This window comes from Rubrobacter sp. M3-4, assembly GCF_059772285.1.
Map to the genome: position 1 here is coordinate 265,470 of NZ_JCBAJP010000004.1, position 13,890 is coordinate 279,359.

General features: G+C 66.0%; 16 protein-coding genes. 6 read left to right on the forward strand and 10 right to left on the reverse strand.

Annotated elements, in window-relative coordinates; translation table 11 throughout:
* Complete coding sequence (locus tag AC6EKW_RS06780; RefSeq protein WP_498513997.1) at positions 1–2,109, forward strand: 3-hydroxyacyl-CoA dehydrogenase NAD-binding domain-containing protein; 2,109 nt, start codon at positions 1–3, stop codon at positions 2,107–2,109.
* 11 nt (positions 2,110–2,120) lie between these two features.
* Positions 2,121–2,879 carry an SDR family oxidoreductase gene (locus tag AC6EKW_RS06785; RefSeq protein ID WP_498513998.1) on the forward strand — a complete coding sequence of 253 codons (759 nt, stop codon included), beginning with the start codon at positions 2,121–2,123 and terminating at the stop codon, positions 2,877–2,879.
* Here AC6EKW_RS06785 and AC6EKW_RS06790 read toward each other — a convergent pair.
* Positions 2,876–4,210, reverse strand: a complete 1,335-nt coding sequence (locus tag AC6EKW_RS06790) for a cytochrome P450 (protein ID WP_498513999.1) — start codon at positions 4,208–4,210, stop codon at positions 2,876–2,878. The two genes, AC6EKW_RS06785 and AC6EKW_RS06790, sit on opposite strands and share 4 nt — an antisense overlap.
* Positions 4,211–4,306: 96 nt before the next feature.
* On the opposite strand from AC6EKW_RS06790, the gene AC6EKW_RS06795 reads away from it, so the two are divergent.
* Entirely contained in the window at positions 4,307–4,897 is a 591-nt protein-coding gene (locus AC6EKW_RS06795) for a TetR/AcrR family transcriptional regulator (RefSeq protein ID WP_273889016.1), read from the forward strand.
* A 103-nt stretch (positions 4,898–5,000) separates the two neighbouring features.
* Entirely contained in the window at positions 5,001–5,615 is a 615-nt protein-coding gene (locus AC6EKW_RS06800) for a TetR/AcrR family transcriptional regulator (protein ID WP_498514000.1), read from the forward strand.
* Between the two features lie 18 nt (positions 5,616–5,633).
* On the opposite strand, the gene AC6EKW_RS06805 is transcribed toward AC6EKW_RS06800, so the two are convergent.
* Both AC6EKW_RS06805 and AC6EKW_RS06810 read right to left on the reverse strand, forming a co-directional pair.
* Positions 5,634–6,059 (reverse strand): DUF6114 domain-containing protein, encoded by a 426-nt coding sequence (locus AC6EKW_RS06805; RefSeq protein ID WP_273889018.1) that lies wholly within the window; start codon positions 6,057–6,059, stop codon positions 5,634–5,636.
* Positions 6,060–6,092: 33 nt separating this feature from the next.
* Entirely contained in the window at positions 6,093–6,644 is a 552-nt protein-coding gene (locus AC6EKW_RS06810) for a DUF6230 family protein (RefSeq protein WP_273889019.1), read from the reverse strand.
* A gap of 275 nt (positions 6,645–6,919) precedes the next feature.
* Here AC6EKW_RS06810 and AC6EKW_RS06815 point away from each other — a divergent pair, with 275 nt between their 5' ends.
* On the forward strand, positions 6,920–7,612 hold the full coding sequence (locus tag AC6EKW_RS06815) for a ribosomal eL19 family protein (RefSeq protein ID WP_498514001.1): 693 nt from the start codon (positions 6,920–6,922) through the stop codon (positions 7,610–7,612).
* 170 nt (positions 7,613–7,782) lie between these two features.
* A complete protein-coding gene (locus tag AC6EKW_RS06820; protein ID WP_498514002.1) occupies positions 7,783–10,368 on the forward strand; it encodes a peptidoglycan DD-metalloendopeptidase family protein in 2,586 nt (861 codons plus the stop codon).
* 20 nt (positions 10,369–10,388) lie between these two features.
* Here AC6EKW_RS06820 and AC6EKW_RS06825 read toward each other — a convergent pair whose 3' ends face one another.
* The 7 genes from AC6EKW_RS06825 to AC6EKW_RS06855 form a co-directional block, all read right to left on the reverse strand.
* Entirely contained in the window at positions 10,389–10,790 is a 402-nt protein-coding gene (locus tag AC6EKW_RS06825) for a LysR family transcriptional regulator (protein ID WP_273889022.1), read from the reverse strand.
* On the reverse strand, positions 10,787–11,125 hold the full coding sequence (locus AC6EKW_RS06830; RefSeq protein ID WP_498514003.1) for a hypothetical protein: 339 nt from the start codon (positions 11,123–11,125) through the stop codon (positions 10,787–10,789). The genes AC6EKW_RS06825 and AC6EKW_RS06830 overlap by 4 nt, the downstream gene beginning before the upstream one ends.
* Before the next feature lie 305 nt (positions 11,126–11,430).
* Positions 11,431–11,865, reverse strand: coding sequence for a PIN domain-containing protein (locus AC6EKW_RS06835; protein WP_498514004.1), 435 nt, complete (start codon positions 11,863–11,865; stop codon positions 11,431–11,433).
* On the reverse strand, positions 11,866–12,132 hold the full coding sequence (locus tag AC6EKW_RS06840) for a hypothetical protein (RefSeq protein ID WP_498514005.1): 267 nt from the start codon (positions 12,130–12,132) through the stop codon (positions 11,866–11,868).
* 12 nt (positions 12,133–12,144) lie between these two features.
* Complete coding sequence (locus tag AC6EKW_RS06845; RefSeq protein WP_498514006.1) at positions 12,145–13,113, reverse strand: AAA domain-containing protein; 969 nt, start codon at positions 13,111–13,113, stop codon at positions 12,145–12,147.
* Positions 13,114–13,329: 216 nt separating this feature from the next.
* Positions 13,330–13,674, reverse strand: coding sequence for a transposase (locus tag AC6EKW_RS06850; RefSeq protein WP_498514007.1), 345 nt, complete (start codon positions 13,672–13,674; stop codon positions 13,330–13,332).
* The coding region (locus AC6EKW_RS06855; RefSeq protein ID WP_498514008.1) for a hypothetical protein at positions 13,649–13,890 on the reverse strand (242 nt) is incomplete at its 5' end. The genes AC6EKW_RS06850 and AC6EKW_RS06855, both read right to left, overlap by 26 nt.

A 13,890-nucleotide genomic window follows, 5' to 3' on the forward strand; every position in this document is an offset into this window, starting at 1 on the left:
GTGGGTTACCTCGACGTCTACACCGAGGACGGGATCGCGCTCGTCTATCTGGACCAGCTCGACAGCAAGGTGAACACGCTCACCACCGATGCCCTCGGCGAGTTCGAGTCCACCCTCGACGAGCTCGAGCGCGACGACGACATCCTGGGGGCCGTCCTGATCAGCGCGAAGAAGGACTCCTTCGTCGTCGGCGCGGATATAAAGGAGTTCTCCGAACTCGAGAGCCCCGAGGAGGTCAAAGGGATCATACGCAAGGGGCACGAACTGCTCGGGAGGCTCGAATCCTCCCCGAAGCCCGTCGTCGCCGCCGTCCACGGTGCGGCGCTCGGCGGAGGGCTCGAGCTCGCCCTCGCCTGCCACTACCGCATCGCCACCGACCACCCGGCCACCAAGTTCGGCTTCCCGGAGGTGATGCTCGGGCTGCTGCCCGCCCTCGGCGGGACCCAGCGCTTCACCCGGCTCGTCGGGGTGCAGAGAGCACTCGAGATCATAACCACCGGCAAGAACGTCTACCCCTTCCAGGCGAAGAAGATGGGGCTCGTGGACGCCCTGATCCACCCGGAGGGCCTCCTCGAGGCGTCCAAGCGCGCCGCCCGCGGCCTGGCCGAGGGCTCCCTGAAGCCCTCCCGCAGAAGGCTCCCCCTGCGCGAGAGGCTCCTGGAGGAGACCCCCCTGAGCAGGGTCGTCTACGACCGGGCGCACCAGATGGCCGAGAAGCAGGCCCGCGGCAACTACCCGGCGATCCCGAAGATAATAGAGTGTATCCGCGTCGGGCAGAAGGAGGGGATCGAGGCCGGCTTCGAGGCCGAGAGGGAGGCCTTCGCCTCGCTGCTCTTCACCCCGGAGTCGAAGGCCTTGAGGAACCTCTTCTTCCTCAAGACCGCCGCCGAGAAGAACCCTTGCGCGGGACGGGAGAAGGACGTCCGGACCGTCGGGGTGCTCGGGGCCGGGCTCATGGGCGGCGGGATCGCGCAGGTGAGCGCGGTCCAGGCCGGGAGGAAGGTGCTGCTGAAGGACGCGCGCCTGGAGCTCGCCGCGAAGGGGCGCGGCGAGATCTACAAGAACCTCAGCCGCCGCGTCGGAAAGGGGATGAGCGCCTTCGAGCGCGACCGGGCCATCGAGCGGATCGTACCCATCGAAGACTACGCCCCGCTCGCCGGGGCCGACCTCGTCATAGAGGCCGTCCCGGAGGACCTCGAGCTCAAGCGCGAGACGATCCGCGAGCTCGAGGCCGTGGGTAAAGAAGAGCTCGTCATCGCCTCCAACACCTCGGCGATCCCGATCACCGAGATCTCCGCCGGGGCGAGGCGTCCCGAACGCATCGTCGGGATGCACTACTTCTCACCGGTCCCGCGGATGCCGCTGCTCGAGGTGGTGCGCAAGGAGGACACCCCGGAGTGGGTGCTCGCCACCTGCATCAACGAGGGGCTCGCGCAGGGGAAGACCGTGATCACGGTGAACGACGGCCCGGGCTTCTACACCACCCGCATCCTCGCCTTCTACATCAACGAGGCGCTCCTGCTCCTCGAAGAGGGCGCGGCCGTCGACGCCATCGACGAGGCGATGATGGACTTCGGCTTCCCCGTAGGACCGCTGAAGCTCCTCGACGAGGTGGGCATAGACACCGGCGTGAAGATAAACGAGGTGCTCCGCCCGCTCTTCGAGGCCCGCACCCTGCGCACGAGCGACCGGGGCGGCGAGGTGGTCGCCGCCGGCTACAAGGGCCGCAAGAGCGGCCGCGGCTTCTACCTCTACGAGGGCAGGGACAAAGGGAAGGTCAACCCCGAGGTCTACGAGTACCTCGGCACCGGGCGCCGGCAGATCCCCGCCCGCGCCATCCAGGACCGCCTCTCGATGATGATGGTCTCCGAGGCGGTGCGTTGCCTGGAGGAGGGGATCCTCACCTCCCACCGGGACGGAGACGTGGGCGCGGTCTTCGGGCTCGGGTTCGCCCCGTTCCGCGGCGGCCCGTTCTGGTACCTGGACAGCATGGGCCTCGACAGGGCCCTCGTGAAGCTCAACAACCTCCGCTCGGCCTACGGCGAGCGCTTCGCCCCTCCGGCTTTGCTCGAGGAGCGCGCCGCCGCGGGCAAGGGCTTCTACTCCTGAAAGGAGCCGCCGTGCGCCGGAACGTCCTCATCACCGGCGCGGGCTCCGGCCTCGGGCGGGGGATGGCGCGCGAGTTCGCCGCCCGGGGCCGCAACCTCGCCCTCTGCGCCCGCAGGCTGGAGCTCCTGGAGGAGCTTAGAGAGGAACTCGCGGCGCGGCACCCCGGCATCCGCATCGGCGTCCGCCGCCTCGACGTGAACGACCACGAGGCGGTCTTCCGCGTCTTCCGGGAGCTCGATGCCGAACTCGGCGGCCTCGACCGCGTCGTCGTGAACGCCGGCATCGGTAAAGGCCAGCCCGTCGGAGCCGGATACTTCCACGCCAACCGCGAGACGGTCGAGACCGACTTCGTCGCCGCCCTCGCCCAGTGCGAGGCGGCGATGGAGCTCTTCCGCAGGAGGGGCGCGGGGCACCTGGTCGTGATCTCCTCGGTCGCCGCCGTGCGGGGTCTTCCCGGGAACATGACCGCCTACTCGGCCTCGAAGGCCGCGCTGGCCGCGCTGGCGGAGGGCCTCCGGGCCGACGTGTCCGGTACTCCCATAAAGGTCAGCACCCTCTATCCGGGCTACATCCGCACGCAGATGAACGAGCGGGCGGGGAGGATGCCGTTCATGATCGGCGTGGAGGAAGGCTCGCGCCTGCTCACAGAGGCAATAGAGCGCGAGCCCGCCGGGGCCTATGTTCCCTCCTGGCCCTGGCGACCGCTCGCCTTTGCGCTGCGCCGCCTGCCCACAAGCGTTCTGGCCAGGATGCTTCAGAGGTTTCCTTAGCGCTCCTCGAGCACCATCGGCGGCAGTCCCCGCTTCCTGCCGCCGCAGTGGGCGGGGCGCAGCGTCACCGTCGGCCGCAGCGTGACCTCCTCGTTCGGGTCCAGGTAGCGCAGCCGGTACCGGCGGGCGATGGAGGCCAGGATGAGAGGCCCCTCCGTCTCCGCGAAGGGTTTGCCGATGCACTGGCGGGGACCCCTGCCGAACGGGAAATATGCGTAGCGGGGGATCCCATCGGTGGATCCGTCGAGCCATCGCCCGGGACGGAAAGCGAGTGGATCTTCGAAGAACTCGGGGTCGCGGTGGTTCACCCACTGGCTCACGAGCACCTCGGTCCCCTCGGGCAGGGTGTAGCCGCAGACCTCCACGTCCTCCACCGCCTCGCGGCTGAAGGCGTAGATCGGCGGGTAGATGCGCATCGCCTCCCTGAAGACCGCCGAGGCATGGCGCAGCCCCGCCACGTCTTCGGCCCCGGGTTCTCTGTCTCCCAGGACGTCCCTCGCCTCCGCGGCCAGCCTCTCGTCCACCTCCGGATGGTGCGCGAGCAGGTGGAAGCACCACCCGAGCGCGACCGCCGTCGTCTCGTGCCCGGCGGCGAAGATCGTTATGACCTCGTCGCGTACCTGCCGGTCGTTCATCCCCTCGCCGCTTTGCTCGTCTCTCGCCTCGAGCAGCATGTCCAGCAGGTCGCCCTCCTGCCGCTCCTCCCTCCTCTGGGCGATGATCCGGTGGATGATCTCATCCAGCACCTTCATCGACCGCCGGTAGCGCAGGTTGGTCGGCGTCGGGATCGTCTCGGGCACCGGATAGAAGTTCCTTCCCGGACCTTCGAGCCTCTTCCCGATCGGCACCAGCGCCCGCGCCACCTCCCCGGAAACCTCGCGCACGTCCGCCCCGAACATCACGATGTTGACTATCCTCAGCGTCAGCGCGGACATCTCCCGCTGGACGTCCACCACGTCCTCATCGCGCCACCCGTCGAGCATCTCCCGCGTCCACCGGGACATCGTGCGCGCGTACTCCGCGATCCTCTGGCGGTGGAACGCCGGTTGCTCGAGCCTGCGCTGCCGCCTCCAGAAGTCCCCCTCGCTCAACAGGAGACCGTTCCCCATGAACCTCAGGCTGTTCCTCTCCACTATGCCCTTGCGGAAACTGCGGCTCTTCGCCGCGAGTACCTGACCCACCCCCTCCGGGTCGAAGACGAGCCATACGGGAGCCGGAACCCACGTCCGGACGATCCTCCTCCGCCCCCTCGCCTCCTCCAGCGCCCCAAGCGGATCTCGTGACGCCCTCACCGGAAACTCCCGGAAGACCGGCGGTGGATTTCCCAGCATCTTCGCCCCTCTCTATATGACTGACGATCAGTCGGAAATATTATATAGTAGCGGGGTGAGTATTTTCGGGATTTTCTCTGGGGTAGAATCGGGAGGATGGATGAGGTGGTGTCGAAGGTAGCTGACCGCAGGGAGCAGCTTCTGGCTGCGGCGCGGGCGGTGCTCGCCGAGAAGGGTTTGGAGGGGGCGAGGGTCTCTGAGATCGTGAAGCGTGCCGGGGTTTCGCAGGGTACGTTCTATCTGTACTTTCCGTCGAAGGTCTCTTTGGTGGAGGAGTTCAACCGCCAGATGCACCGGGACGTGCAGAGGGCCGTATTCGAGGCCGTGGAGCGGGCGGGGAGCATAGGGGAGGCGATAGAGTCTTCCGTCAAGGTTGCGCTCGAGGAGATGGGCCGCTACCGGGACATACTCGGGGTCGTCATCAGCCGGCTGGGTTTCTACGAGGACTCGGCGCGGCTGGAGGATCTCGAGCTTCCCTACCGTCAGATGGTCTCGCGTCTGATCGAGAAGGGACAGGAGATGGGGGAGGTGGATCTTTCGCTCGACCCCCAGATGACCGCGAGGATCATAGTCGGCCTCATAGAGCGGGCCGGCGCCGACTGTTACGTCTACGAGCCCAGCCTGCCGGCCGATCGGTTCGTCGCCGAGGTCGCCCGTTTCATACGCGGCGCTTTGGGCGTTCGCTGAACGCTCTCACCGCCCGTCCTTGCCGCCAACCACCGCCGCTAGTATAGTCTGCGGAGAAGACCGTACGGCCCGTCTCGGGCGACGCGAGATGCGGAGGTGATATATGGCGCGCGGGAGATCCCCGGACGGTGGTGGTAATCAACGGATGAAATCTTCCGGACGGATGACCGGGGAGCAGCGGCGCAGCATGGTGATAGACGCGGCCATCGCCGAGTTTGCGGTGTATGGTCTGTACGGTGTCTCGACGGACACCATAGCCGACCGGGTGGGGGTTTCGCAGCCTTATGTGATCCGATTGTTTGGCTCCAAGAAGAACCTGTTTCTGGAGGCGGGGAGGCGAGTCTTCGAGCGCATTCTGGCCGCCTTCGAGGAAGAGGTGGAGAAGGATCCGGAGGATACCCTCAGCGCGGTGCAGCGGGCGTATGTGGGGCTTCTGGCGCGGCGGGAGGAGCTTCTCATGCTGCTGCAGTTCTTCGCGGCCTGCGAGGACGACGAGGTGCGGCGAGCCGTGCACGAGGGGATGGAGAAGCTCTACACTTACATAAAGGAGCGGTCGGAGGCGGACAGCGAGACGATAAGGGAGCTGTTCACGCTGGCGATCATGCGCACCGTCTCTGTGGGTGCCGGATTCTCCGAAGCAGCACGAGAGAGCGAGTGGGCGCGGGTGCTGCTCGGGCTCGAGGCCGAGAGCGCCGAGAGGGACGTGAGGTCTTCCTGAGCGTCGGTGTGTCCGCGCTCAGGGGTTCTCCGTACGAGAGAGGAGGCGTCTGATGCGCCCCTTCTTCTTGCGGTTGTGGGTGCTGCCCTCGGGTCTCGGGCCCCAGGCGATGCACAGGCATCCCCCGGTTATCCCGAGGAGCATCCCGATGATCAGACCGCCGAAGGCGCCCATGAGCGAGAGGATCGAGAAGACAAGTCCCACCGCTCCGAAGACCTGAACCCTGGACGGGTAGATCCAACCGAGCACCGCGCTCCCTAGTACGACCAGGCCGATCACCACGCCCCCAAAGGCCATGCTGAAGTGCGCGAACTCCTTCAGGTAGAGGACGAGCGGCATCCAGATTATGAACAGACCGCCCAGCCCCAGCAGCGCAAGCCCGAGCCTCGGCCTCCGGCGTCGCGCCGGTCTATCCAGCGATCTGGTCTTCTCCTCTTCTGCCACTCTGGCGGAAACCCCTTCTCCTAGAGTCATGTCTTACAGGAACCTGGCCGAGACCTTGAGACCCGGCAGCGTTATCGTGTTGGCGAACTGGTAGTCGTCCTTGCTCCTGAAGTTGTTGAGCGTCACGCTCGGCGCAAGCTGGTAGAAGGACTGCTCCCAGCTGCTCCGCTTCGACGGGGGCGCCTCGTCTATCTCGAGCTGGTTGAACGAAGCGGAACTCGCCGATTGCTGCGTGATGTCCTGGATGAGCCCGTTTATCTTCACCGTGCCGCTCGCCGTGATCTCGACCCTGAGCGTCTTGTACGGCGTCGGGATGTCCTTGTAGAGAACCAGCCCGTCGACCTCCGCATGCTGCGCCTGCACCCTCGTCTCCGGCGAGACGTTGCTCGAAGAATTGTCGCCTATGCGCGGCGTCAGCACGAACCCCTGCAGCCGTACCTGATCCGCGTTGACATGGAAATCACCTATCCCCGCGATGGGAACCGCAACCGCCACCCCACCCAGGTAGATCGCAACCCCGATGGCCGCAAGCGCCGCCACCGCCGCCCCAAACGCAGCCGCGAGCCGCCGACGCCTGTAATACATCTCCATGCCTCATCACCCCCTGCTCTCCTCTCCCACCTGGTCCACGATCGGGTTATTGTCAGCAGTTGATAATCACCCGGAATCTAGCAACCAGCCTCCTCTCTGTCAACTTCTCCGAACTCTTCCCGCAGAATAGGTTATCAGTTATTGCCTGATAACTTCAAGGCTGATATATTGCGCTGGAGCGGTTGCACGGGGCCCTGATCGGAGAGAGTCGGGGGTGATGGATGTTGGGTTGCCGCGAGGTTTTTTCGAGGGTGATTCGATCTGCGAGTATGGCACTGCTGTTCGCGGCCGTTCTGGGGGCTTCCCTGGCGGCGTGCGCCACAGAGGCGCACGCCCAGAACGGGTCCGGGTTGCTCGGTCCGCAGCAGCCCTCCGAGCGTGGTGCGATTCCGGGTGTCGGAGGACAGCAACCCTCCGAGCGCGGTGCGATCCCGGGTATCGGCGGTCAGCAGCCATCGGAGCGTGGAGCCATCCCCAATCCAGGAGGGGATCAGCCCTCCCAGCGCGGAGCGATCCCGGGTGTCGGTGGGAGTCAGCCCTCCGAGCGTGGTGCGGTGCCCTCAGCGGGTGGGAAGCAACCTTCCGAACGCGGTGCGGTGCCCGGAACCGGACGGACCCCGAATACGAAACCGTCGAACGTTCAGGGGTCCGGCTATGTCCCTCCGGCGGGGGTGCACGGCGGCAGCTTCTCGGCCGGATCGGTGAAAGGCGCAGGATCGGGAGTTGAGGGTGTTTCACCCGGCGGGGCCGCGCCGGGCGGAGGCGTATCTTCCGGAGCGTCCACCGGGGGTGCCTCCGTCTCCTCGACCGCTTCTCCGGGTGCCACCCCGTCCAGCACCTCCCCCGGGCCCGGAGTACCGCTGCCCAACACCGGCGGACCCATGATCGTCGAGGGCGCCATAATCCTCGCCGCCCTCGCCGGGCTCGGCTTGGTCCTGCGGTACATGATCCGGGATGCCTGAGCCCATCCAGGGCCGCGTTGACATCCCGCACGTTCTCGTATTCAATGATAGTTAGCATCTGATGCCAACAAAACGTCTGGGGAAAGGAGGAGGGCTGTTCTGGGCGTTGCCTGACGAGTACTGTAGAGCTGGGTGGTCTTTGGCCGCTCCTGCGGGGGTGTAGGGGCGGTTTGTCCGGCAGGGAGGGGGCCACGGGAGTTGCGCTGGGGCTACGTCTCTTCGCCGTCGTGCGAGTACGCGGTGGCGAGGGGGTTCGGGTTTTGCGGGGGGAGGCTCCGCGTGGAGAACGGCGCGGGAGGCGGGGGTGGAGGTTTGGGCGTTTCGCGCGGCTCGTGGGGATTCTGGTGCTCGTCGGGCTGACGCTTGCCGTGCGCTCAGATGCCTCGGTGGCGCAGAACTACTCTTTTCCCGGCCGCTTCTTTCTCGAAGCCAGGAAGATAGTCGGGCACGGTCTTACGATCTCGCTCTCCCACCGAGGGGGGAGAGTTCAGCTCGAGTTCGGTTTCGACCGCGCCGAGGTGTACGGGTTGAAGCTCTCCGGAGTCTCCAGGGCTCCCGGTTTTCAGCGGCTGCAGGCGGTGGCGAACGAGAGGGCGGGTGTCGTCGAGCTTCAGGACATGAAGGTCGATGTCTCTTCGTTTCGTTTCGCGGTTTCGGGAGGGTGTTTGCGGGTAAGCAGGCATCCGCTGGATGTGACGCTGAGCAACGCGGCCCTGGAGGCCACCAGGATGAGCGCCGCGGGGGTGAGCTTCCCCGGTGGGGCAGGAGGGGGACCGGCGCTCTCCGTGAGCGCCGGCTTCGAGCCCATCGCGGGGCAGATGCCGCTCATCGGGGTCGGGCAGACCCTGAAGGACGTGAACTCGACGCTCGAAGGGCTCGCCGCTGGAGGGATCTGCGGTGATGGTGGGCAGGACATCTCCGCGCCTCAGGGGCCCGTTCCGAAGGTCACGCGCGGTGAGATCCCACCGGATTATCTGGCTGCCTACCGGGATGCGGCGAAGCGGTATGGACTCGACTGGTCCATCCTCGCCGCGATAGGACGGATAGAGAGCAACCACGGTGAAGGCGGCAAGAAGCATATCTGCGTGCTGGGGCCCTACACGGCGTACGGGAGCGCGGTCGGGCCCATGCAGTTTTTGCCCTCCACCTGGCAGCGGGTGAAGGTCGACGCGGACGGTGACGGGGTAGCCGATCCCTGCGACTACAGGGATGCCATCTTCGGAGCAGCGAAGTACTTGAGGGAGAACGGGGCGCCGCAGGACTACGTGCGGGCCATCTTCGCCTACAACCACTCCTGGCAGTATGTGCGGGAGGTCCTTGCTCTCGCCGCGGCCTACCGCAGGGGGGTGCCGGTGCAGAAGGCGCCGCCGGCCGTGGGCGGCTCCTACAACTGCGATCCGACGCGGGAGCTCCTGGTGGGGGCGGATGAACCACGCCTCACCAGGATCTCCGGCAACGGCCGGGCGGTGTTCCCGCTCCCCAGACGCTACTTCGACTCGTACACGGACTCCTGGGGTGCCCCCCGGCTGCAGAATGCCTCGGTTGGGGCGTCTAGCATGCACGAGGGTATAGACCTCATGGCGCCGAAGGGAACCCCGATCTACTCGGTGACCAGCGGAACGGTAGAGCCCGTGGCGGGCGGCAACAGGGATGGGTGGAACTACCTCGGTGGATGGGCGATCATGATACGCGCCGACCACGACGTCGGTCCCATCCATCGCGGGGACGAGCTGTACTACGCCCACATGGAGCGGCCTTCGGCCCTGAGGCCGGGAGATCACGTACGGGCCGGCGAGCTCATAGGGCACGTGGGTGATAGCGGACAGGGACCGGAGGGTACCGCGGGGCTGTTCCCCCCGCACCTGCACTTCGGGTGGTATGACCCGACGGGGCGCAGGGCGCAGGTTCCTTCGGGCGCGATGAACCCGTACCCGCTGCTCAACTGGCTGCGGCAGAACGGCGGTGTCGCCCGGGGCGGCAGGCTGGGGACCGCCTACGAGGGGATCGCACCTGCCGGCACCTCCTGTCCCGGGCGCTTCCCGGCCGGGGGTTACCCGACCAACCCGCTCCCCGTCCTCACGAGCGGAGGGGGAGGGTTGCCTGCGTCCGCCCCGACCTACGGTGGTGCGAAGGTGGCGGCCCCGGTTCATCATGCTGTGCCGGGGGTGATCCACACCTCGTCCGAGCCCGGAGGGCACCGGGTGGTTCACCACCAGAGCAGCGTCGCGAGCGGTGGCTCCGGCGGGAGCGAAGTGCACCAGAAGGCGGTGGTGAAGGTCACGGGTGGTGGGGGGAACGTCAGCATCCGGCAGAGCGCGCACCAGAGCAGTGGTGGCGGGGCAAACACGGGCTCGAGCTCGCCTTCGAGCAGAGCGAAACCGGCTCCCGGTTCAAGCCCCGCAGAGGGTGGTTCTGCGGGCGAGAGCCCCGCCAGCAGCGCATCGTCGTCGGGGCACGCTTCTCCGGCTTCCTCTTCTCCTGCTTCCAGCGCATCCCCGTCGGCTGGGAGAACCTCCAGGGCCGGTGGTGGCTCATCCGCCTCCAGTTCCTCCTCGGGGAATTCCGGATCGGGAAGCACGACCTCGTCATCGCCTTCTTCCGGTTCCCGTGCGTCTTCGAGTCCGGCCTCCTCGTCGGGAGCTTCGGATTCCTCTTCCTGCTCCTCTTCCCCGCTCGATCTGCGAAAGGTCGTCGACGAAGACGGAGCCGGAAGATGCCATCGGAAAGGCATCCTGCAAGAGCTTCTCGGGCGCTGAGTGCTTTGCGACCAGTTTCTCTAGTATCGCTCCCGGGGGCGCCGCGGGGCACCTTTCGGAGGAGGCCCGGAGTCCCTTTTTGCAGAATCCTCCGTCCAGCTCGCACGCCGGGCATCGGCGATGGCGAGTTCGATCTTCTCCAGCGCCTGCCGGGTTCCCTCGAGGAGGACTTCCCCCGCTTCGGTAAGCTCGGTCCGACGTCCCCTGCGCCGGAAGAGTTCGATTCCCAGCTCACCTTCGAGCTTGCTGATCTGCTGGCTCACCGCGGAGCAGGTCAGGTAGAGCCGTCTGGCGGCGCCGGCGCGGCTGCCCTCTTCGGCGACCGCGACGAAATATTTCAGGCGTTCCAGTTCGACCTCGGGGAGGATGCTGCCTGACCGGTCCCCCGACCAAACGCCACCGTCTCTGGAGGGCAGGTTCATCTCGTCCGGATCGCACGCTGCAGAGGATGGAGCCCATCCGCACCCGCGGAAGCTGGTATCCACTCGCCGTCCGGTCCCAGGTAGCGCACGGATATCTCCCGACTTTCCTCGGGGAAGAAGTAGCGGAACCAGTAGGGACCAGACGTGGAGCCATCTGGATGCTTCAAGAGCTCTCGGCTCAGGACCGCCCCCGGAATCCTCCTGGTCTCTATGACCTCCCTGTCCCGGAACCTGCGGTGTTCGCGCAGCTCGCGCTCTATCAGCAGCGCATCGATCTGCCGCCGGAGGTGCAGGAGCTCGTCGCTGTCCATGCTCTGCAGGTCTTCGACGTCCATGAGGGGACCTCCAGGTATCTTCCCGTGCGTCCCCCCCCTCCCGAGATCCAGAGTTTACCCCATTCGGTGCGAGCGGGTAGCCTTTATGGGGATTTGCCGTCACACAATGGCCCGATTTGCAGTATGAACGCAGCCGACTCCGCCGGCGGCGCGCTGGACGCGGTCACTGTCCGCGATGCCCGGGGATTCTTCGGGCGCCGCGGCTGCCGCGCTCCGGTGCAGCAGGTGACGTCCGCCTGGAGTCCGGCGAACAGCGGCTCCGGGACCGGTGGCATGGAGAGCGTCCCGGCGTCTTGCCTGTCGCCTCACCCTCCCGCGATCTCCAGGAAAGGGTTCTCGATGGTGAGGCTTTCGATCCTCTGCCCGTGCTGGAGATCCTCGGTCAGAATGCGGTCCGCCCCTCCACGGAGCGCGGCCTCCACGATCAGAGCGTCCCAGAAGGAGAGCGCCAGCTCCCGACTGCGATGGGCCGCTCCGACCACCATCCGGGCATCCTCGGCTATCGGTGAGAACCTGGCCAGATAGCCGACCGCCTCTACGGCCTTCCCGATCGGGAGCGGGTGCGCCAGTTTTCGGGTTGCAGAGTAGAACTCCCGCAGGACCTGCACCGAGAGCATCCCGTCGCCCTCGATGAGATGCTCGCTCACAAGCCTGCGAGCCACCTCGCGTTTCTCCGGCTCCCCTTCGTCGAAGGCGTAGACCAGTACGTTTGTATCCAGGAACGCAGGCACGTCGCTCACCTAGAGCGGACCCGCGGATCGGCCGCGCGCGATTTTGCGGTCATACAGGTCTTCCCGCCCGGGCAACCCCTTGCCTTCGCTGCTCATGCCGGAGTCTTCGGCAAGCTCCAGCAGCCTGCGGCCAGCCTCCCGCCTCTCCCGCCTCCTGCCGGCGTACTCCTCGAGGTAGTCCCGCAGTACCGCGTTCACGGACGTGTCCTCCTCCAGGGCACGCATCCTCGCCTTCTTCAGCGTCTCGTCGTCTACCGTGATGGTCAGGTTCGCCATGCCACCTCCTTGCTACACGGAATCAGTGTAGCACGAGAATCGTGGACCCGGGGTGCGCCGGGAGACCGGATCACGAAGGAGGGCATGTTCTTCATCGGCGCAACCCGTGCCACCGCAGCGTTCCCGGAACCGCCTTTGCTTCTCCGTTCTCGATGAAGCCAGCTTAGCGGGGCGCTCCTCGCGGCAGAAGGAGTCGACGAAGACCTTGAGCAGCCGCGATCCGCGCAGGATGTCCGGGTCTTCGGGGAGGTGGTCCACTACCTCCCGCGAGACGAAGACGATGAGCTTCGCCCGCGGCCGGGAGGCCATGACGTTGAAGCGGTTTGCGCTCATGAGGAACTCGTCTTCGTCGGCTATCGCGTCGGGGTCGCCGAGGGCGTAGGAGGCGATGATGAGGTCCCGCTCCTGACCCTGGAAGCGCTCGACGGTGTCTACGGCGTCCCGGATGAGGTTGGGGTCTTCGTCCGGGAAAGCACGCTGGAGCCGGCCTGCGATGAGCCCCTGCTGCGCCCGGTGGGGGGTGACGACCCCGACCGCCTTCTTCCAGAACTCCGGTGGAGAGTAAGGTTTATCCTGGCGGGGCCGCATATCCCCGGTTGCGGGATCCCGCTCGCCCGAGAGCCCCGCCGCCCTTCCGCGGAGCAGCGCGATGATGGCGGCGACGGCGTCGGCCTCGAACCGGTTCCACTGGCTGCTTCGGCCCTCGGGGTAGACGAAGCAGAGGGCCGGGAGGTTGGGATCCAGCAGCGACGCCCACTCCGGGGTCCAGTAGAGCTCCTCGGGCCATCCATCGGGGCGCTCCTGCGGCAGGGGATCGAGGAGGTTGAGCCTGAGTTCGGGGGAGAAGCTTTTGAGCGTGCGCCGGTAGCCGGCCTCGAGCGAGAAGCCGACCAGCATGGAGCTTGAGCGGTAGTTTGTATCCAGCATGATGGGCTCGACGCCGTGGACGTCCTCGCAGAAGGCGAAGACCGATCCGACCATCGACTCGAGGCCGAGCGGGGGGCGGCCTGCCGGATGGGGGGCAGTTGCCTGAAATCATGATAGCGAAAGTCCCGGCGTGGTTTTTTGATACTTAGGTTGCATCACTACCATACTGCGTCCCAGACCAGATCGTCGTCGCGGATGCAGAAATATCCCTGCTTCTCGAGAGTCAAGTCTCGAAGTTTCTATAATTTTCTCCAAGATGCGAATCTGCTCTCATCGCCGCGTGAGGATCGCCACCTCCTCCGCTCCTGGCTCTGTGTGGTGCCGCTCGGCGAGCACGCTCATGTCCAGGTAGCGCCTCCCTGTAACCTGCTCCTCCGATTGCTCGACGGCTAAGGCTGTGACCAATCTCAGGCACGGCTCCCTGTTAGGGAAGATCCTTGCCACTCTCGTCCTGCGCTTTATCTCCTGGGTGAGCCTCTCTAGACCATTGGTAGTGCGGATGCGCCTGCGGTGGCTCTCGGGGAAGGCCAGGAAGCTGATGTACTCCTCGATGTGCTCGGCCACCTTTGGATGACTCCTTCGCCACCGATCAGCCAGCTCCTGGGCAGCTCGCAAAGCCAGCTCCCTGCTGGGAGTAGAGCGAAGACTCCTCGCAAGCCCTCGGCAAGTTCGACGCGCTTGTCATTGAGCCCACCATTCCCAAGAAGTTTTTCGCGTAGTGGAACTGGCGGCGCTGGTGACCCAATCCCAGAAAGTGGCGCTCTCTAACGCTCTTTAGCCCCTCGTGCTCGTCGAGGAGATGAGCGGGATCAGCCGGAGAGGAGGATAAAA